Origin of the sequence: Streptomyces sp. MJM8645, assembly GCF_001625365.1 — a bacterium.
Lineage (GTDB): Bacteria > Actinomycetota > Actinomycetes > Streptomycetales > Streptomycetaceae > Kitasatospora.
Genome location: NZ_LJJF01000001.1, coordinates 1,418,996 through 1,437,021, shown reverse-complemented (window position 1 = coordinate 1,437,021; position 18,026 = coordinate 1,418,996). Strand labels below are relative to the sequence as shown.

15 protein-coding genes are annotated in these 18,026 nt (G+C 72.6%); 10 read left to right on the top strand and 5 right to left on the bottom strand.

The features are described from left to right. Nucleotides 1-552: an adenine phosphoribosyltransferase gene (locus A6F73_RS05890; protein ID WP_063346803.1), complete on the top strand. Its 552-nt coding sequence runs from the start codon at nt 1-3 to the stop codon at nt 550-552. Between the two features lie 190 nt (nt 553-742). Further along, complete coding sequence (locus A6F73_RS05885; protein ID WP_244293591.1) at nt 743-3,157, top strand: bifunctional (p)ppGpp synthetase/guanosine-3',5'-bis(diphosphate) 3'-pyrophosphohydrolase; 2,415 nt, start codon at nt 743-745, stop codon at nt 3,155-3,157. 62 nt (nt 3,158-3,219) lie between these two features. Here A6F73_RS05885 and A6F73_RS05880 read toward each other — a convergent pair whose 3' ends face one another. Both A6F73_RS05880 and A6F73_RS05875 read right to left on the bottom strand, forming a co-directional pair. Continuing rightward, entirely contained in the window at nt 3,220-4,449 is a 1,230-nt protein-coding gene (locus tag A6F73_RS05880; RefSeq protein ID WP_063346801.1) for a DUF349 domain-containing protein, read from the bottom strand. 265 nt (nt 4,450-4,714) lie between these two features. Beyond that, nucleotides 4,715-5,557, bottom strand: a complete 843-nt coding sequence (locus A6F73_RS05875; RefSeq protein ID WP_063346800.1) for a peptidylprolyl isomerase — start codon at nt 5,555-5,557, stop codon at nt 4,715-4,717. A gap of 274 nt (nt 5,558-5,831) precedes the next feature. Between A6F73_RS05875 and A6F73_RS05870 the strand changes: the two genes are divergently transcribed. The 4 genes from A6F73_RS05870 to A6F73_RS05855 all read left to right on the top strand — a co-directional run bounded on the left by A6F73_RS05870 (nt 5,832) and on the right by A6F73_RS05855 (nt 10,193). Continuing rightward, a complete protein-coding gene (locus A6F73_RS05870) occupies nt 5,832-6,539 on the top strand; it encodes an MBL fold metallo-hydrolase (protein ID WP_063346799.1) in 708 nt (235 codons plus the stop codon). A gap of 11 nt (nt 6,540-6,550) precedes the next feature. Next, nucleotides 6,551-7,813 (top strand): histidine--tRNA ligase, encoded by a 1,263-nt coding sequence (hisS, locus tag A6F73_RS05865; protein ID WP_063346798.1) that lies wholly within the window; start codon nt 6,551-6,553, stop codon nt 7,811-7,813. After that, nucleotides 7,810-9,591, top strand: a complete 1,782-nt coding sequence (gene aspS / locus A6F73_RS05860) for an aspartate--tRNA ligase (RefSeq protein ID WP_063346797.1) — start codon at nt 7,810-7,812, stop codon at nt 9,589-9,591. Before hisS ends, aspS begins: the two co-directional genes overlap by 4 nt. Before the next feature lie 92 nt (nt 9,592-9,683). Beyond that, complete coding sequence (locus tag A6F73_RS05855) at nt 9,684-10,193, top strand: N-acetyltransferase (RefSeq protein ID WP_063346796.1); 510 nt, start codon at nt 9,684-9,686, stop codon at nt 10,191-10,193. Between the two features lie 4 nt (nt 10,194-10,197). Here the strand turns inward: A6F73_RS05855 and A6F73_RS05850 are convergent, their stop codons facing one another. Next, a complete protein-coding gene (locus A6F73_RS05850) occupies nt 10,198-11,172 on the bottom strand; it encodes a LysR family transcriptional regulator (RefSeq protein WP_063346795.1) in 975 nt (324 codons plus the stop codon). A gap of 209 nt (nt 11,173-11,381) precedes the next feature. Between A6F73_RS05850 and ppk2 the strand changes: the two genes are divergently transcribed. From ppk2 to rpsD, 3 genes are all read left to right on the top strand, one after another. Continuing rightward, nucleotides 11,382-12,215 carry a polyphosphate kinase 2 gene (gene ppk2, locus A6F73_RS05845; protein WP_063346794.1) on the top strand — a complete coding sequence of 278 codons (834 nt, stop codon included), beginning with the start codon at nt 11,382-11,384 and terminating at the stop codon, nt 12,213-12,215. Nucleotides 12,216-12,273: 58 nt separating this feature from the next. After that, nucleotides 12,274-13,623, top strand: a complete 1,350-nt coding sequence (locus A6F73_RS05840) for a replication-associated recombination protein A (protein ID WP_063346793.1) — start codon at nt 12,274-12,276, stop codon at nt 13,621-13,623. A gap of 324 nt (nt 13,624-13,947) precedes the next feature. Then, the gene (gene rpsD, locus A6F73_RS05835) at nt 13,948-14,562 is read left to right on the top strand and encodes a 30S ribosomal protein S4 (RefSeq protein ID WP_063346792.1); all 615 of its coding nucleotides are present in this window, start codon (nt 13,948-13,950) and stop codon (nt 14,560-14,562) included. A gap of 126 nt (nt 14,563-14,688) precedes the next feature. On the opposite strand, the gene A6F73_RS05830 is transcribed toward rpsD, so the two are convergent. Further along, nucleotides 14,689-15,015, bottom strand: a complete 327-nt coding sequence (locus tag A6F73_RS05830) for a tetratricopeptide repeat protein (protein WP_063346791.1) — start codon at nt 15,013-15,015, stop codon at nt 14,689-14,691. A gap of 50 nt (nt 15,016-15,065) precedes the next feature. After that, nucleotides 15,066-17,294, bottom strand: coding sequence for an ATP-binding protein (locus A6F73_RS05825; protein WP_063346790.1), 2,229 nt, complete (start codon nt 17,292-17,294; stop codon nt 15,066-15,068). A gap of 252 nt (nt 17,295-17,546) precedes the next feature. On the opposite strand from A6F73_RS05825, the gene A6F73_RS05820 reads away from it, so the two are divergent. Continuing rightward, the gene (locus A6F73_RS05820; RefSeq protein WP_063346789.1) at nt 17,547-18,026 is read left to right on the top strand and encodes a DUF948 domain-containing protein; all 480 of its coding nucleotides are present in this window, start codon (nt 17,547-17,549) and stop codon (nt 18,024-18,026) included.

Sequence of the window (18,026 nt, the reverse complement as noted above, 5' to 3'; positions counted from 1 at the left end):
GTGACCACCGCCGACACCGCACTGGCCGAGCTGTTGAACAGCCGGATCCGGGACGTCCCGGACTACCCGAAGCCGGGTGTGCTGTTCAAGGACATCGCGCCGCTGCTGGCCGACGCCGAGGCCTTCGGCGCCCTCACCAGGGCGCTGGCGGACCGGGCGCGGGAGCTCGGGGCGACCAAGGTGGTGGGCCTGGAGGCGCGCGGCTTCGTGCTGGCGGCTCCGGCGGCCTTCGCGGCCGGGCTCGGCTTCGTGCCGATCCGCAAGCAGGGCAAGCTGCCCGGCGAGGTGTTCCGGCGCTCGTACGAGCTGGAGTACGGCTCGGCGACGCTGGAGGTGCAGTGCGATGCCTTCGCGCCCGGTGAGCGGGTGCTGGTGGTGGACGACGTGCTGGCCACCGGTGGCACCATCGGCGCCTCGCTGGACCTGGTGAAGGAGGCCGGCGCCGAGCTGGTGGGCGTCGTGGTGCTGATGGAGCTGGGCTTCCTGGACGGCCGGGAACGGCTGGCCGGGCACCTGAACGGCGCTCCGCTGGAGACGCTGGTCACGGTCTGAAGGACCTGAGTGAAGGGCGGCGGTCGGATCATCCGACCGCCGCCCTTCCGTTTCCGGCCCGGGTGGATGAACGCCGCGGCGCCCGGCTCGGTACCATGAAGATTCACCCCCTCCCGGTTGCGTCCGACCGTACGGGCCGCGGCAGGGGTCGGCCCCGGTGCCCCGAGGAGAGTCCTTGCCCGACGAGGTTGTGCCCACGGCCGAAGCGGCCGCCCCCGACAACCGTCCCACGCCCTCGGGGGCCACCCCGGCACGCCCGGCGCCGACCTCCTCGCGACCGGCCGCCCCCACCGGGCGCGGCTCCTCCTCGGGTGGCATGCGTGCCCGCCTGGCCCGCCTCGGCGGCCAGCGCTCCAGCGTGCTCAACCCCGTGCTGGAGCCGCTGTTCCGGTCGATCCGGGCGAACGACCCGAAGGCCGACCCGGCGCTGCTGCGGGACATCGAGCGGGCCTACGCCGTCGCCGAGAAGTGGCACCGCGGGCAGAAGCGCAAGAGCGGTGACCCGTACATCACCCACCCGCTGGCGGTGGCCACCATCCTGGCCGAGCTGGGGATGGACGCCGCGACCCTGATGGCCGGGCTGCTGCACGACACCGTCGAGGACACCGACTACGGCCTGGAGACCCTGCGCAAGGACTTCGGCGACTCGGTGGCGCTGCTGGTGGACGGCGTCACCAAGCTGGACCGGGTCAAGTTCGGCGAGGCCGCGCAGGCCGAGACCGTCCGCAAGATGGTCGTCGCGATGGCCAAGGACCCGCGGGTCCTGGTGATCAAGCTTGCCGACCGCCTGCACAACATGCGCACGATGCGCTACCTCAAGCGGGAGAAGCAGGAGAAGAAGGCCCGCGAGACGCTGGAGATCTACGCCCCGCTGGCGCACCGGCTGGGCATGAACACCATCAAGTGGGAGCTGGAGGACCTCGCCTTCGCGATCCTCTACCCCAAGATGTACGACGAGATCGTCCGGCTGGTCGCCGAGCGCGCCCCCAAGCGGGACGAGTACCTGGCGACCGTCATCGACCAGGTCCAGGGGGACCTGCGCGGCGCCCGGATCACCGCCTCCGTCACCGGCCGGCCGAAGCACTACTACTCGGTCTACCAGAAGATGATCGTCCGGGGCCGGGACTTCGCCGAGATCTACGACCTGGTGGGCATCCGGGTCCTGGTCGACACCGTCCGCGACTGCTACGCGGCGCTGGGCACCATCCACGCGCGGTGGAACCCGGTGCCGGGGCGGTTCAAGGACTACATCGCGATGCCCAAGTTCAACATGTACCAGTCGCTGCACACGACGGTGATCGGCCCCGGCGGCAAGCCCGTCGAACTCCAGATCCGCACCTTCGACATGCACCGCCGGGCCGAGTACGGCATCGCCGCGCACTGGAAGTACAAGCAGCGCGCGGTGGCCGGCGCGTCCAAGGTCCGCACCGACACCCCGACCCAGGTCCGCAAGGACGACAAGGCCGGCGCCGTCAACGAGATGGCCTGGCTGCGGCAGCTGCTGGACTGGCAGAAGGAGACCGCCGACCCGAGCGAGTTCCTGGAGTCGCTGCGCTTCGACCTGGCCAGCAACGAGGTCTTCGTCTTCACGCCCAAGGGCGACGTGATAGCCCTGCCGGCCGGTGCGACCCCGGTCGACTTCGCCTTCGCGGTGCACACCGAGGTGGGCTACCGGACGATAGGGGCCCGGGTCAACGGGCGGCTGGTGCCGCTGGAGTCGACGCTGGAGAACGGCGACGCCGTCGAGGTGTTCACCTCCAAGGCGGAGAACGCCGGCCCGTCCCGGGACTGGCTGGGCTTCGTCAAGTCGCCGCGCGCCCGCAACAAGATCCGCGCCTGGTTCTCCAAGGAGCGCCGCGAGGAGGCGATCGAGCACGGCAAGGAGGCGATCGTCCGGGCGATGCGCAAGCAGGGCCTGCCGATCCAGCGGATCCTGACCGGCGACTCGCTGGTCACCCTGGCCCACGAGATGCGCTACCCCGACATCTCCTCGCTCTACGCCGCGATCGGCGAGGGCCACGTCACCGCGCAGAACATCGTGCAGAAGCTGGTCCAGGCGCTCGGCGGCGAGGAGGGCGCCACCGAGGACCTCGCCGAGACCGCGACCCCGACGCACGACCGCCGGGCGGTGCGCCGCCGGGCCAAGGGCGACCCGGGCGTGATCGTCAAGGGCGTCGAGGACGTCTGGGTCAAGCTGTCCCGCTGCTGCACCCCGGTGCCGGGCGACCCGATCGTCGGCTTCGTGACCCGCGGCAACGGCGTCTCGGTGCACCGCGCCGACTGCGTCAACGTCGAGTCGCTGAGCCAGCAGCCCGAGCGGATGATCGACGTCGAGTGGGCCGCCACCCAGTCCTCGGTGTTCCTGGTGGCCATCCAGGTCGAGGCGCTGGACCGCTCCCGGCTGCTCTCGGACGTCACCCGGGTGCTCTCCGACCAGCACGTCAACATCCTGTCGGCGGCGGTGCAGACCTCCCGCGACCGGGTCGCGATGAGCCGCTTCACCTTCGAGATGGGCGACCCGAAGCACCTCGGCCATGTGCTCAAGGCCGTGCGCGGCGTCGAGGGCGTCTACGACGTCTACCGCGTCACCTCGGCCCGCAAGTAGCGCCCCGAGCACGAGAGAGGGCCCCGGGAGATCCCGGGGCCCTCTCTCGTGCGTTCGGCGGATCAGCCGCTGAACTCCTCCTGGCTCCGGTGCGCCTGCTCCAGCAGGGTCTGCACGCCGGCCAGCTCGTTCTCCAGCTTGGCGATCCGGCCGGCGTTGCCGGCGGCGCGGGCCTTGTCCAGATCGGCCCGGATCTTGTCGGCCTTCGCCTCGAACAGGCCGACCATGCCGGCGGCGCGCGCCTTGGCCTCCGGGTTGGAGCGCTTCCACTCGGAGTCCTCGGCCTCGCGGATGGCCCGCTCGACCGTGTTCAGCCGGCCGTCCAGCTTCGGACGGGCGTCGCGCGGCACGTGCCCGATCGCCTCCCAGCGCTCGTTGACCTCGCGCAGCGCCGCCTTGGCGGCCTTCAGGTCGGTGATCGGCAGGATCGCCTCGGCCTCGACGGCCAGCGCCTCCTTGAGCTTCTGGTTGGCCACCTGCTCGGCGTCCCGCTCGCTGAACACCGCGGAACGGGCCTGGAAGAAGACGTCCTGCGCGCCGCGGAAGCGCGCCCACAGCTCGTCCTCGATGTCCCGCTGGGCCCGGCCGGCGGACTTCCAGCGCGCCATCAGGTCGCGGTAGGCGGCCGCGGTGTCGCCCCACTCGGTGGACGAGGACAGCGCCTCGGCCTCGGCGACCAGCGCCTCCTTGGTCTGCCGGGCCTGCTCGCGCTCGGCGTCCAGGGTCGCGAAGTGCGCCTTGCGGTGCTTGGAGAAGACCGAGCGGGCGTGCGAGAAGCGGTGCCACAGCTCGTCGTCGCTCTTGCGGTCCAGCCGGGGCAGGCCCTTCCAGGTGTCCACCAGGGCGCGCAGCCGGTCCCCGGCCTCCCGCCACTGGGTGGACTCGGCGAGCTGCTCGGCCTCGGAGACCAGCGCCTCCTTGGCGGTGCGGGTCTCGTCCTGGGCCTTGGCGCGAGCGGCCTTGCGCTCCTCGCGCCGGCTCTCGATCTCGCCGGCGAGCGTGTCCAGCCGCTTGGCCAGGGCGGCCAGGTCGCCGACCGCGTGCCCCTCGGTCACCTGGGCGCGCAGGTGGTCCAGCGCGGCCTGGGCGTCCTTGGCGGCCAGGTCGGTGGTGCGCACCCGCTTCTCCAGCAGGCCGATCTCCACCTCGATGCCCTGGTACTTGCGCTCGAAGTAGGCGAGGGCCTCCTCGGGCGAGCCGGCCTGCCAGGAACCCACGACGCGTTCGCCGTCGGCCGTCCTGACGTAGACCGTGCCCTGCTCGTCGACACGGCCCCACGGGTCGCTGCTCATAGCGCGTCCTCCACATGACGTCGCGCCCGCGCCGGGGCGGCGCGCGTCCGTCGTCCACAGTTGATGTGCGGCGGACCGATGAGTCCGCCGTCCCCGTCCGCCGTGACTTGCTGCCGAGGGTGACGGCCAGGCGGGTACGGGCACCCTGATACAACGCCAACATAGGCGACCGGCCCCGGTGCTGTCCGCATCCGGGCCGGGCGATTTCGGGCCGGGGCCGCGCCGAGGCGCTTCGGGCGCCCCTTGTGGGCGGCCCCGGGAGATCTCAACTCTTTGCCGTGGTCACCGAGTTGAAGGTGACGTCGGCCATCGGGTGGCCGTCCGGGGCGCCCTCCAGGGTGCCCGCGGCGGCGATCTTCTGCACCGCGTCCAGGCCCCCGGTGATCTTGCCGAAGGGGGTGTAGTTCGGGGGCAGCTGGGTGTCCTTGTAGACCAGGAAGAACTGGCTCCCGTTCGTGCCCGGGCCGGAGTTGGCCATCGCCACGGTGCCCGCCGGGTAGGTCGCGCCGGTCAGGTTCTCGTCCGCGAACTTGTACCCGGGGCCGCCGGTGCCGCCCGGGACGGTCGCGCTGGCGGTCGGGTCGCCGCACTGGAGCACGAAGATGCCGTCGGTGGTGAGGCGGTGGCACTTGGTGTGGTCGAAGTACTTCTCCCCGGCCAGGAAGACGAAGGAGTTCACCGTGTGCGGGGCCTTGGCCGCGTCGAGCGCGAGCGTCACCTTGCCGCAGTTGGTGTCCAGCGTCGCGGTGTACGAGCCACCCGCGTCGACCGCCATGGCCGGCTCGGCCTGCCACTGCTTGCCGTTCGGCGCGCCCGGCGCCGGATCGGCGCAGCCCTCGACCGGCTTGCGGGTCGGGGTGGTCGGCTCGGCGCTCTGGCTCGGCGCGGCCTTGGCGGAGGAGGCGGCCGAAGCCGACTTGTCCTTGTCCGAGCTGAACGCCCCGGTGCCGACCAGCGCACCGCCGCCGGCCAGCACCACGACGGCGAGCGCGGAGCCCAGGATCGTGTTGCGGCGCCTGCGCGCGGACCGCGCGGCGACCCGCCGCTCCATCTGGCGCTCGTACTTCTCTCGGGCGAGCTGCCGCCGCCGCTGTTCGCTGCTGACCACCGGCCGTGTCTCCTACGGATGTGCTGGGAAAGTGGATGGGTACCGAAGCGGATCATCGCATCCATCGGCGGCCAAGTGTAGGGACCGGGCCTGTAAGAACGCGGTGAACCTGTCAGTGCGAACCGCGCGCGCCACCCCTATCTGGTTCGCAACCGCACCCGCACCGCCGGTAGGCTGCCTTTACCTCACTGGTTTGCTGCATGACTGGTGGCTGCATCCGACCCGGCAGCCGCGACCGTAGCCGCCACTGCCGACCGCATCACGAAGGACGCGCGTGTTCATCGCCGGATTCCCCGCTGGAGCCTGGGGCACCAACTGCTACCTGGTCGCCCCGGCGGCTGGCGAGGAGTGCGTCATCGTCGATCCCGGCCACCAGGCGGCGCGCGGTGTCGAGGAGATGGTCCGCGAGCACGGGCTCAAGCCCGTCGCCGTGGTGCTCACGCACGGCCACATCGACCACGTGGCCTCGGTGGTCCCGGTCTGCGGCGCCCGCGGCGTCCCGGCCTGGATCCACCCCGAGGACCGGTACATGATGTCCGACCCGGAGAAGGCCCTCGGCCGCGCCCTGGGCACCCAGCTGATGGGCGAGCTCACCGTCGGCGAGCCCGACGACGTGCGCGAGCTCACCGACGGCGCCGTGCTGGAGCTCGCCGGCCTGCAGCTCACCGTGGACCACGCCCCGGGCCATACCGGGGGGTCGGTGACCTTCCGGACGCCCGGTGCCGAGGACCTCCCCCCGGTGCTGTTCTCGGGCGACCTGCTGTTCGCCGGCTCCATCGGGCGTACCGACCTCCCGGGCGGGGACAGCGAGGCGATCATGCGGTCGCTGGCCCGGGTGTGCCTGCCCCTCGACGACACCACCGTGGTCCTCTCCGGCCACGGCGGACAGACCACCATCGGCCACGAGCGCGCCACCAACCCCTACCTCCGACAGGCAGCAGGGGCGGCCGGCGCCCAGGCTTTCCCGCGACGAGGAATGTGACGGAAGAGAAGTTGAGCACCTTCACCGCCCCCAAGGGCACCTACGACCTGCTGCCCCCCAGCTCCGCGACCTTCCTGGCGATCCGCGAGCGCATCGCCGCGCCCGCCCGCCGGGCCGGCTACGGCTACGTCGAGACTCCGGTCTTCGAGGACGTGAAGCTCTTCTCCCGCGGCGTCGGCGAGTCCACCGACATCGTCAGCAAGGAGATGTACAACCTCACCACCCGCGGCGGCGACGAGCTCGCGCTGCGCCCGGAGGGCACCGCCTCGGTGCTGCGCGCCGCCCTCCAGGCCAACCTGCACAAGCAGGGCAACCTGCCGGTCAAGCTCTGGTACTCCGGCTCGTACTACCGCTACGAGCGCGCCCAGAAGGGCCGCTACCGCCAGTTCTCCCAGGTCGGCGCCGAGGCGATCGGGGCCGAGGACCCGGCCCTGGACGCCGAGCTGATCATCCTCGCCGACGACGCCTTCCGCTCGCTGGGCGTGCGCGACTACTCGCTGCTGCTCAACAGCCTCGGCGACAAGCAGTGCCGCCCGGTCTACCGCGCCGCCCTGGTCGAGTTCCTCGCCGGCCTGGACTTGGACGAGGACACCCGCCGCCGCGCCGACATCAACCCGCTGCGCGTCCTGGACGACAAGCGCGAGTCGGTGCAGGCCCAGCTGGTCGACGCGCCCAAGCTGCGCGACTACCTGTGCGAGGAGTGCAAGGCGTACGACGAGAAGGTCCGCGAGCTGCTCACCGCGAACGGCGTGGCCTTCGTCGACGACCCGAAGCTGGTCCGCGGCCTGGACTACTACACCCGCACCACCTTCGAGTTCGTGCACAACGGCCTCGGCGCCCAGTCCGCGATCGGCGGCGGCGGCCGCTACGACGGCCTGTCCGAGATGATCGGCGGCCCGGCGCTGCCGTCCGTCGGCTGGGCCCTCGGCGTGGACCGCACCTTCCTGGCGATGGAGGCCGAGGGCATCGTCCTCGACCTGCCCGCCGCGACCTCCGTGTACGCCGTCGCGCTCGGCGAGGAGGCCAAGAACGTCCTGTTCGCCAAGGTGGTCGAGCTGCGCCGGGCCGGCGTCGCCACCGACCTCGCCTTCGGCGTCAAGAGCATCAAGAACGCCATGAAGTCCGCCGACCGGTCCGGCGCCCGCTTCGCCCTCGTGGCCGGGGACCGGGACCTCGCCGACGGCGTCGTCCAGCTCAAGGACCTGACCACCGGCGAGCAGAACCCCGTCGCCCTCGACGCACTCGTCACCACCCTGAAGGAGAAGCAGCTGTGATCCGCACGCACGACGCGGGCACGCTCCGCCCGGAGCACGCAGGCACCACCGTCACCCTGGCCGGCTGGGTCGCCCGCCGCCGCGACCACGGCGGTGTCGCCTTCATCGATCTGCGCGACGCCTCCGGCACCGTGCAGATCGTGGTCCGCGACCTCGACTCGGTGCACGGCCTTCGCGCCGAGTACTGCGTCAAGGTCGTCGGCGACGTCCGGGTGCGCCCCGACGGCAACGAGAACCCGGACATCCCGACCGGCGCGGTCGAGGTCGTCGTCAGCGAGATCGAGGTCCTCTCCGAGGCCGCCCCGCTGCCCTTCCCGGTCGCCGAGTACGAGCCGGGCACGGTCAACGAGGAGGTCCGGCTGCGCTACCGCTACCTGGACCTGCGCCGCGAGGGCCCGGCCAAGGGCCTGCGGCTGCGCTCCAAGGTGAGCAACATCATCCGCCGGGTGATGGAGGAGAACGACTACCTCGACATCGAGACGCCGTACCTCACCCGCTCCACCCCCGAGGGTGCCCGCGACTTCCTCGTCCCGGTCCGCCTGCAGCCCGGCCACTGGTACGCGCTGCCGCAGTCGCCCCAGCTGTTCAAGCAGCTGCTGATGGTGGCCGGCATGGAGCGCTACTACCAGATCGCCCGCTGCTTCCGCGACGAGGACTTCCGCGCCGACCGGCAGCCGGAGTTCACCCAGCTCGACATCGAGGCCTCGTTCGTCGACCAGGAGGACATCCTGGCCCTCGGCGAGAAGATCGTCGGCTCGATCTGGCGCGAGGTGCACGGCTACGAGCTCCCCAACCCGTTGCCCCGGATGACCTACGCGGACGCCATGGCCCGCTACGGCTCCGACAAGCCGGACGTCCGCTTCGGACAGGAACTCACCGACCTCACCGAGTACTTCAAGGGCACCGCGTTCCGCGTCTTCCAGGCCCCGTACGTCGGCGCCGTGGTGATGCCCGGCGGCGCCTCGCAGCCCCGCAAGGCGCTCGACGCCTGGCAGGACTGGGCCAAGGCGCGCGGCGCCCGCGGCCTGGCCTACGTCGTCATCGACGCCGAGACCGGCGAGCTGCGCGGCCCGGTCGCCAAGAACCTGTCCGAGGAGCACCTGGCCGGTCTGGCCGCCGCCGCGGGCGCCAAGAACGGCGACGCGATCTTCTTCGCGGCCGGCAAGCAGCGCCCCTCGCAGGAGCTGCTGGGCGCCGCCCGCCTGGAGATCGGCCGCCGCTGCGAGCTGATCGACGCGTCGCAGTGGGCCTTCCTCTGGGTCGTCGACTTCCCGATGTTCGAGCCGATCGAGGACGACAAGGGCGAGTTCCAGGGCTGGCACGCGGTGCACCACCCGTTCACCGCCCCGACCGCCGAGTCGCTCGCCACCTTCGACACCGACCCGGGCTCGGCGCTGTCCAACGCCTACGACCTGGTCCTCAACGGCTCGGAGCTGGGCGGCGGTTCGATCCGTATCCACCAGCGCGACGTGCAGAAGCGGGCGTTCGACGCGATCGGCCTCTCCGAGGAGGAGGCGGCCTCGCAGTTCGGCTTCCTGCTGGACGCCTTCAACTACGGCCCGCCGCCGCACGGTGGCGTCGCCTTCGGCCTCGACCGCATCGTCACCCTGCTCGGCGGGTACGACACCATCCGCGACGTCATCGCCTTCCCGAAGACGTCCACCGGCGGTGACCCGCTGACCGGCGCCCCGACCCCGATCACCCCGGCCCAGCGCCGGGAGGCCGGCGTGGACGCCAAGCCGAAGCTGCGCGAGGACGCCGCGAAGTCCGACGCCTGACACCGGATCCGCTAACCTTCAACGGCCCCGGACGGTCCACCCACCGTCCGGGGCCGGTCCACAATGACGTGTGACACAAGGAGGGTTGACTCATGCAGGTGATCACAAGAGTCGAGTGTCCGGATGACGTCCCGGCGACCAGACGCGTCCACATGGCCGCGTTCCCCGGCCCGGACGAGGCGGACCTGGTCGACGCGCTGCGCCGCGATCCGGCCTGGCTGCCCGAGCTGTCGCTGGTCGCGGTCGACGAGGCCGGGCTGGTGATCGGGCACGCGCTGCTGACCCGGCTGCGGGTCGGCGAGGACGGCGCGGGCCTCGCGCTCGCGCCGGTCGCCGTCGCGCCGGAGTGGCAGCGCAAGGGCGTCGGCGAACTCGTCGTCCGGGCCGCGCTGTCGGCGGCCGAGAAGGCGGGGGAGAAGCTCGTGGTCGTCCTCGGCGACCCGGAGTACTACGGGCGGTTCGGCTTCAGCGCGGCCGGACGGCACGAGATCAGCGGGCCGTTCGAGGTGCCGGACGCCTACTTCCAGGCGCTGCCGCTGCCCGCGTACGACGGCGCTCCGCGCGGGCTCTGCCGCTACCCCGAGGCCTTCGTGGCGGTGTAGACCGTCAGGTCGGTTCCACCGACCGCGTGCCCACCCGGGGCTCCGTTTTCACCAGGGGCTCCGTCCCACCCGACCTTCCCAGCCGGCCGAAGGGGACCGTGACCCGGCAGCTGCGCACGAACGCGGCCATCGCCGGCGTGAGTTCGCGGTCCTTCGGCCAGTACAGCCCGACCCGGCTCGGGCTGAGCCCCCGCACCGGCCGGTACGCGACGTCATCCCGTACGGCCAGCCGGCTCATCGTCTCCGGTGCGAAGCCGACGCCCTGACCGCACACCACCGCGGCCAGCCACTCGTCGGTGTTGTGCGCCACCGCGCCGATCCGCACCGGACGCCCGCCCCGCTCCCGGCCCGCCAGCCAGTACTCGCGCCAGTGCCCGGCCTCGTGCGGTATCGCCACGAACGGCTCGTCCAGCAGATCCTCGACGGACAGCTCGGCCCGGTCCGCCAGCCGGTGCCCGGCCGGCAGCGCCACGACCCGCGCCTCCTCGCCGAGCACGGCGACGTTGTAGTGCTCGACCAGCCACGCCGGGCCGTGCCAGAGCGTCAGGTCGATCTCGCCGGTGGCCAGGCCCGAGGTCGGGTCGAACCAGTTGTTCTGCCGCAGCTCCACCTGCCAGCCGGGCATCCGCCGGGCGAAGTCGGCGACGGTGCTGCGGGTCATCAGGTTGATGATGCCGCCCTCGAACCCCACCCGCAGCACCGAGCCCTGCTCGGCGGCGGCCGCCCGGGTGGCCCGCAGCGCGTCCTCCCAGCCGGCCAGCATCGCCCCGGCGTAGTCCGCCAGCGCCCGCCCGGCCGGGGTGGGCGCCATGCCGCGCCGCGACCGCTCGAACAGCTCGACCCCGAGCAGCGACTCCAGCTGGCGGATCTGCTTGGTGAGCGTCGGCTGGGAGACGAACAGCCGGGCCGCGGCAGCGGTCAGCTGCCCCTCCTCGCAGACCGCGGCGAAGCTGCGCAGCAGGCGGGTGTCGACATCCATGCCCCAAGGTTATGGAACCGGATATTGGACCCGTCCGGCAGGTGTGGGCCAAGGTTGATCGTTCGGCGTTCGCGCCGACCGGACGGGGGAGCGCGGCAGCGGCGGTTCAGGGGGCCGCCGCTGCCGCCCATCCGTCCGCCGACCTGCGGAGGCGGCCTCCAGCGCCTACGGTGAGTGCTCATCAGCAGCAGCCGGACGGAGGACCCCAGGTGGCCGAGGAGCAGCGGACCGCGAAGCCGGAACGACTCGCGAGGAAGCCGTACGAGCGGGAACTGCTGCGGCTCCAGCAGGAACTGGTGAAGCTGCAGGAGTGGGTGCGGGTCGAGGGCGCCCGGCTGGTGGTGGTCTTCGAGGGGCGCGACGCCGCCGGCAAGGGCGGCGCGATCAAGCGGGTGACGGAGTACCTGAACCCGCGCATCGCCCGGGTCGCGGCGCTGCCGACCCCGACCGAGCGGCAGAAGACCCAGTGGTACTTCCAGCGGTACGTCGAGCAGCTGCCGGCCGCCGGGGAGATCGTGCTGTTCGACCGCAGCTGGTACAACCGGGCCGGTGTCGAGCGGGTCATGGGCTTCTGCACGGACGAGCAGTACTGGCAGTTCCTGCACCAGTGCCCGACCTTCGAGCGGATGCTGATCGAGTCGGGCATCCTGCTGCGCAAGTACTGGTTCTCGGTGAGCGACACCGAGCAGGAACGGCGCTTCCGGGACCGGCTGGAGGATCCGATGAAGCGCTGGAAGCTCTCCCCGATGGACGTCGAGTCGATCACCCGGTGGGAGGACTACTCGCGGGCCAAGGACGAGATGTTCGTCTACACCGACACCCCGGACTCGCCCTGGCACGTGGTGGAGAGCGACGACAAGCGGCGGGCCCGGATCAACATGATCGCCCACCTGCTCTCCACCGTGCCGTACCGCGAGATCACCGCCCCGCAGATCGACCTGCCGCCCCGCCCGGCCCCGCGCGGCTACCAGCGGCCCCCGCGCGACCTGCAGAAGTACGTCCCGGACCACGCGGCCCGCCTCGATCGGCGGGACAGGGCGTAGGCGCGATGGGGCCGGCTGCTCCGGCGGGTGTGTCGGCGGCCTCGCATAGGCTTCCGGTGTGGACGAACCGGACCTCTTCACCGCCGCCGCCGAGGAACGCCAGAGCAGGGAGCCCGGCCGGGCGCCGCTGGCCGTACGGATGCGCCCGCGCACCCTGGACGAGGTGGCCGGGCAGCGGCAGCTGCTGAAGCCCGGGTCGCCGCTGCGGCGGCTGGTCTCGGGCTCGCGCGGGCCGGCGGCGACCAGCTCGGTGATCCTCTGGGGCCCGCCCGGCACCGGCAAGACCACCCTGGCGCACGTGATCAGCCAGGCCGTGGAAGGCCGCTTCGTCGAGCTGTCCGCGATCACCGCCGGGGTCAAGGAGGTCCGGGCGGTGATCGACGGCGCCCGGCGGGCGGTCGGCATGTCCGGCCGGGAGACGGTGCTGTTCCTGGACGAGATCCACCGCTTCTCCAAGGCCCAGCAGGACTCGCTGCTGCCGGCCGTGGAGAACCGCTGGGTCACCCTGATCGCGGCGACCACCGAGAACCCGTACTTCTCGGTGATCTCCCCGCTGCTGTCCCGCTCGCTGCTGCTCACCCTGGAGTCGCTGACCGACGAGGACGTCCGCGCCCTGCTGCGCCGCGCGGTGGCCGACGAGCGCGGCCTGGGGGGCGCGCTGGAGCTGACGGCGGAGTCCGAGGACCACCTGGTGCGCCTCGCCGGCGGTGACGCCCGGCGGGCGCTCACCACGCTGGAGGCGGCGGCCGGGGCGGCGCTGGAGAAGGCCGAGGCGAGCATCACGCTGGCCACCACGGAGACGGCCGTCAACCAGGCGGCGGTGCGCTACGACAAGGACGGCGACCAGCACTACGACGTGGCGAGCGCGCTGATCAAGTCGATCCGGGGCAGCGACGTGGACGCCACCCTGCACTACCTGGCCCGGATGATCGAGGCGGGGGAGGACCCGCGGTTCATCGCCCGCCGGCTGATGATCTCGGCCAGCGAGGACGTCGGCCTGGCCGACCCGACGGCGCTCCAGACGGCGGTCGCGGCGGCCCAGGCGGTGGCCCTGATCGGCTTCCCGGAGGCGCGGATCATCCTCTCCCAGGCGGCGATCGCGCTGGCCCTGGCGCCCAAGTCCAACGCGGCCTACCTGGCGATCGACGCGGCGCTGGCGGACGTCCGGCAGGGGCTCGCGGGCGCGGTGCCGCCGCACCTGCGGGACGCGCACTACGGCGGCGCGGGCAAGCTCGGCCACGGCCAGGGCTACCAGTACCCGCACGACCTGCCGGAGGGCATCGCGGCCCAGCAGTACGCGCCGGACGCGGTGCACGGCAAGGACTACTACCAGCCGACCCGGCGCGGCGGCGAGGCCCGGTACGCGGACGTCGTGGAGTGGACGCGGGGCCGGCTCAGGGGTGAGTGAGAAGGGGCGCTCGACCACCCGGTACAATCGGTCGAAGTGCCATGCCCCGGGACGGCGGCGGAGGAGACTCCACCGACCGGCCGCACCAGCGGGGCATCGGCCGTAGGTCTCCTCCGGGAGGCCCGCACCAGGAGCGTCGCGCACCGTTTCGGTGTCGCGGACGGCCCGGATTTCCGGGCTGTTCCGTGTGACCAGCACTTTTGTGCCCGGCTCCGGAGAGCGGCTGACCGCATCGCCTCGGCGATGGGTTGTCTCCGGGTCGCGAGATGCGACCTCCGTCAACACCTGGTGAAGCCGTATTCGTAAGCAAGGAAGGTTTGGTTCATGGCGAACCAGAAGCGTCCCAAGGTCAAGATCGCGCGTGCGCTCGGCGTGCCGCTGACCCCGAAGTCCGTCAAGTACTTCGAGGCCCGCCCGTACCCGCCCGGCCAGCACGGCCGTGGTCGCAAGCAGAACTCGGACTACAAGGTCCGTCTGCTCGAGAAGCAGCGTCTGCGCGCCCAGTACGACCTGAGCGAGAAGCAGATGGCGCGCGCGTTCGACCGCGCGAAGAAGGCCGAGGGCAAGACCGGTGAGGCGCTCGTCGCCGAGCTGGAGACCCGTCTGGACTCGCTGGTGCTGCGTTCGGGCATTGCCCGCACCATCTACCAGGCCCGCCAGATGGTCGTCCACGGCCACATCGAGGTCAACGGTGGCAAGGTCAACAAGCCGTCGTACCAGATGAAGCCGGGCTTCGTGGTGACCGTCCGCGAGCGCAGCAAGGAGAAGGTCCCGTTCCAGGTCGCCCGTGAGGGTGGCTACGCGGGTGAGGGCCAGACCCCGAAGTACCTCGAGGTCAACCTGAAGGCCCTGGCCTTCCGCCTGGACCGTGCGCCGCAGCGCAAGGAGGTCCCGGTGATCTGTGACGAGCAGCTGGTGGTCGAGTACTACTCGCGCTGACCCGCGGCGGTTCCGCATCTGCGGTACCTCAGCGAGCCCCCGTCGCCTTTCGAGGCGGCGGGGGCTCGCCCCTTTTCCGGTGGTGCCTGCCGGCGTCGCGCGCCCGAGTGATCCGAAAGAGAGCCCCTAGCGGTTCTCGCCGGTCATCGCCGCGGCCAGCCGCAGGTGCGGGCGGGCCTCCTCGGCGCGGCCCTGGCGCTCCAGGGTGCGGCCGAGCATCAGTCGGGCGTAGTCCTCGGCCGGGTCGGTGTCCAGGATCCGGAGCAACTCGGCCTCGGCGCGCCCGAGTTGGGCGGAGTGGTAGTAGCTGCGGGCCAGCAGCAGCCGGACCGAGAGGTTGGCCGGCTCCTCGGCGAGCACGCCCTCCAGCATGCGGGCGGCGTCGGCGTAGGCCTTGGACTCGAAGTGGAACGTCGCGAGGCGGTACTCGTCGGCGGCGGTGGTCACGGCCACGGGGGGCTCCTTCCGGGTGGTTCCTTGCCTCCTCAAGCAATCGGCAAGTTTCAGCTATTCCTGGCCGGTGCGGGCGCCGGTGCGGACGGCACCGAGCAGGGCCCGGACCCGGGCTCCGGGCCGCCCGTCGACCCGCTGGCGCCCAGCGCCCGGGAGACCGCTGCGTCCAGGTCGAGCCGGGCCCCGGCCTGGTAGCACCGCTCGTACTCCTGCGCGGTCAGCCCCGCCCGGGCCCGCTCCGCGCACTCCTGGTGCGGGCCGAAGAAGGACCGCGAGCCCAGGAAGGGCAGGCCGACCGTGTGCCAGATCCGGTGCGCGGCGCCCTGCAGCACCCGGGCCTCGCCCAGGTCGCCCGGCGCGCCCGGGCCGCCCGGCTCGGTCTCCAGCAGCGCCAGCAGGTCGATCGCCAGCGCGATGCCGAGCAGGTCGTGGAACAGGTGGTTCAGCCGCAGGCCCTCCCGGGCCAGGGCGCGGGCCGCCCGGACGGCGCCGTCCAGCCAGTGCGCGTACGCCATCGCGTACAGCACGTACGCGTACGCCCACTGCTCGCCGTGCTCCTCGCACAGCTCGCGGGCCTGGCCGAACCAGAGCTCGCCGCTCTCCGGATCCCCCTGGAACAGGTACGCGAGGCCCAGCTCGACCATGGCCAGCACGACGTTGCTGTTGAGCTCGCCGATGGTCCGGTAGTGCCAGAGCGCCTCCTCGAACAGCTCGGCGGCGCGCTCCGGCTCGTCGCCGACCAGGGCCGCGCTGGCCTGCCGGTGGACGGCGTAGGCGAGCGCCCGGTCGTCGCCGGTGTCCAGGGCCTGGCGGCGGCACTCCTCCAGGGCCGGGCGGGCCGCTTCCAGGTCGCCTTGCAGGGTGGCCAGGTGGCCGGTCGCCCAGAGGGCCTTGGCGCGGGCCTCGGTCGGCTCGCGGTCCAGGGCGAGCGCGCGGTCCAGCCAGTGCCGCCCCTCGCCGAGGTGGCCGCAGCCGACCCAGTAGAACCACAGGGTGCCCGCCAGCAGCAGGGCGATCTGCTCCTCTCCGGGCTCGGCGAGGCAGAACTCCAGCGCCGCGCGGAGGTTGGGGTGGGCGAGTTCGGTGCGTTCGGCGGTCTCGGCCTGCCGGGGGCCGAACCACTCGACCTCGCCCCAGGTGGCCACGCCCAGGTACCAGTCGCGGTGGCGGCGCAGCAGCCGCGGCTCCTCGCCGGCGGCCCGCAGCCACTGGCCGCCGTAGTCGCGCAGGGTGTCCAGCAGCCGGAAGCGGACGCCGAAGGCGCTGTCCTCGCGCAGCACCACGGACTTGCCGACCAGTTCGTCGAGCAGGTCGAGCACGTCCTCGGCCTCCAGGCCGTCACCGGCGCAGACGTACTCGGCGGCCTCCAGGTCGAAACTGCCGGCGAAGACCGAGAGGCGGGCCCAGAGTAAACGTTCCTGCACGGTGCAGAGCTCATGGCTCCAACCGATCGTGGTGCGCAGCGCCCGGTGCCGCGGCAGGGCCGTCCGGGAGCCGCCGGTGAGCAGCCGGAACCGGTCGTCCAGCCGGGCGGTGATCTGCTCCACCGACAGCGCGCGCAGCCGCCCGGCCGCCAGCTCCACCGCCAGCGGGATGCCGTCCAGACGGCGGCAGAGCAGGCCCACCGCCTCGGCGTTGGCCTCGGTCAGCGCGAAGGAGGGCAGCACCGCCCGGGCCCGCTCGGCGAACAGCCGCACCGCGTCCGGCAGCCCGCCCGGACCGCTCGGACCGCTCGGCCGCGGGTCGACCGGCAGCGGGGCCAGGGTGAGCAGGTGCTCGCCCGAGGCCCGCAGCGCGGCGCGGCTGGTGGTCAGCACCCGGAGGCCGGGCAGCGCCCGCAGCAGCGCGTCCGCCAGGTCGGCGCAGGCCTGCACCAGGTGCTCGCAGCCGTCCAGCACCAGCAGCGTGCGCCGGCCGGACAGCCGCTCGGTGAGCACGTCCAGCGGCGGGCGGGCGGTGTCGTCGGTCAGCCGCAGCGCCTCCAGCGCCGCGCGGCCGAGCCGCAGTGGGTCCTGCACCGGGGCCACCTCGACCAGCCAGGTGCCGTCCGGGAAGGCGCCGGCCGCCCGGGCGGCGGCGCGCAGGGCCAGCCGGCTCTTGCCCACCCCGCCCGGCCCGGTCACCGTCACCAGCCGGGCGCCGGCCAGCAGGCCCGCCAGCTCGGCCAGCTCCCGCTGCCGCCCGACGAAGCCCGTCACCTCGGCCGGCAGCCGGCCGGGCTGCGGCTCGCGCGGCCACGCCGCGGTTTCCCCGGGCTGTGCTCTCCAGTCGCCGGCCAAGCGTTGCTCCCCGTGTTCCTGGCCCGGACCGTCGGGGCCCGGACGTTCGTCGGGCCGTACGGGCGACGGCCCGCCTGGCAGAACGAGGTGACCGGCCGGTAGGTTACGCGCGCGGTTCGCACATCCGACCGGTTCGGCCGGGGGCCGACGCGGCGGTGGACCCCGGGGCCCGGCGATAACCCGGTCCGGAAACCGGGCGTGGGCGCGATAGGGTTCCGTTTGGAGAACAGCAAGGCGAGGGAGCGCGCAAAGGTGTCCGTGGGAGAGCTGGCCGGGTTGCTCGTCGCCGTGTTCTGGGCGGTCCTGGTCACCCTGCTCGCCGTGGTGCTGGTCCGCCTCTCGCGCGTGCTGAAGGAGGCCACCGTCCTCGTCTCCGCCGTCACCGAGCAGGCCGTCCCGCTGCTGAGCGACGCGGGCGCCGCCGTGCGCAGTGCCAACCAGCAGCTGGAGCGGGTGGACGAGATCACCGCCAACGTGCAGGACGCCGCCGCCAACGCCAACGCGCTCTCCTCCACCGTCGCCGCCACCCTGGGCGGGCCGCTGGTGAAGGTCGCGGCCTTCAGCTACGGCGTCCGCAAGGCCGTCGCCAAGCAGCAGGGCGGCCAGCCGTCCGTGCCGTCGCAGAGCGGCGAGCGCGAGGAGCTGGCCCGGCTGATCCGGGCCGAGGTGCGCGCCGCGACCGCGCCCAGGAACGGCCTGCTCTCCCGGGTCCGGCGCGCGGTGAGGGGCTGA

What these genes read in the sequence shown, in the direction of transcription:
- A6F73_RS05850 (WP_063346795.1), bottom strand. Translation starts at nt 11,172, where the DNA reads ATGGATGTCGACACCCGCCTGCTGCGCAGCTTCGCCGCGGTCTGCGAG.
- A6F73_RS05880 (WP_063346801.1), bottom strand. Translation starts at nt 4,449, where the DNA reads ATGAGCAGCGACCCGTGGGGCCGTGTCGACGAGCAGGGCACGGTCTAC.
- rpsD (WP_063346792.1), top strand. Translation starts at nt 13,948, where the DNA reads ATGGCGAACCAGAAGCGTCCCAAGGTCAAGATCGCGCGTGCGCTCGGC.
- A6F73_RS05855 (WP_063346796.1), top strand. Translation starts at nt 9,684, where the DNA reads ATGCAGGTGATCACAAGAGTCGAGTGTCCGGATGACGTCCCGGCGACC.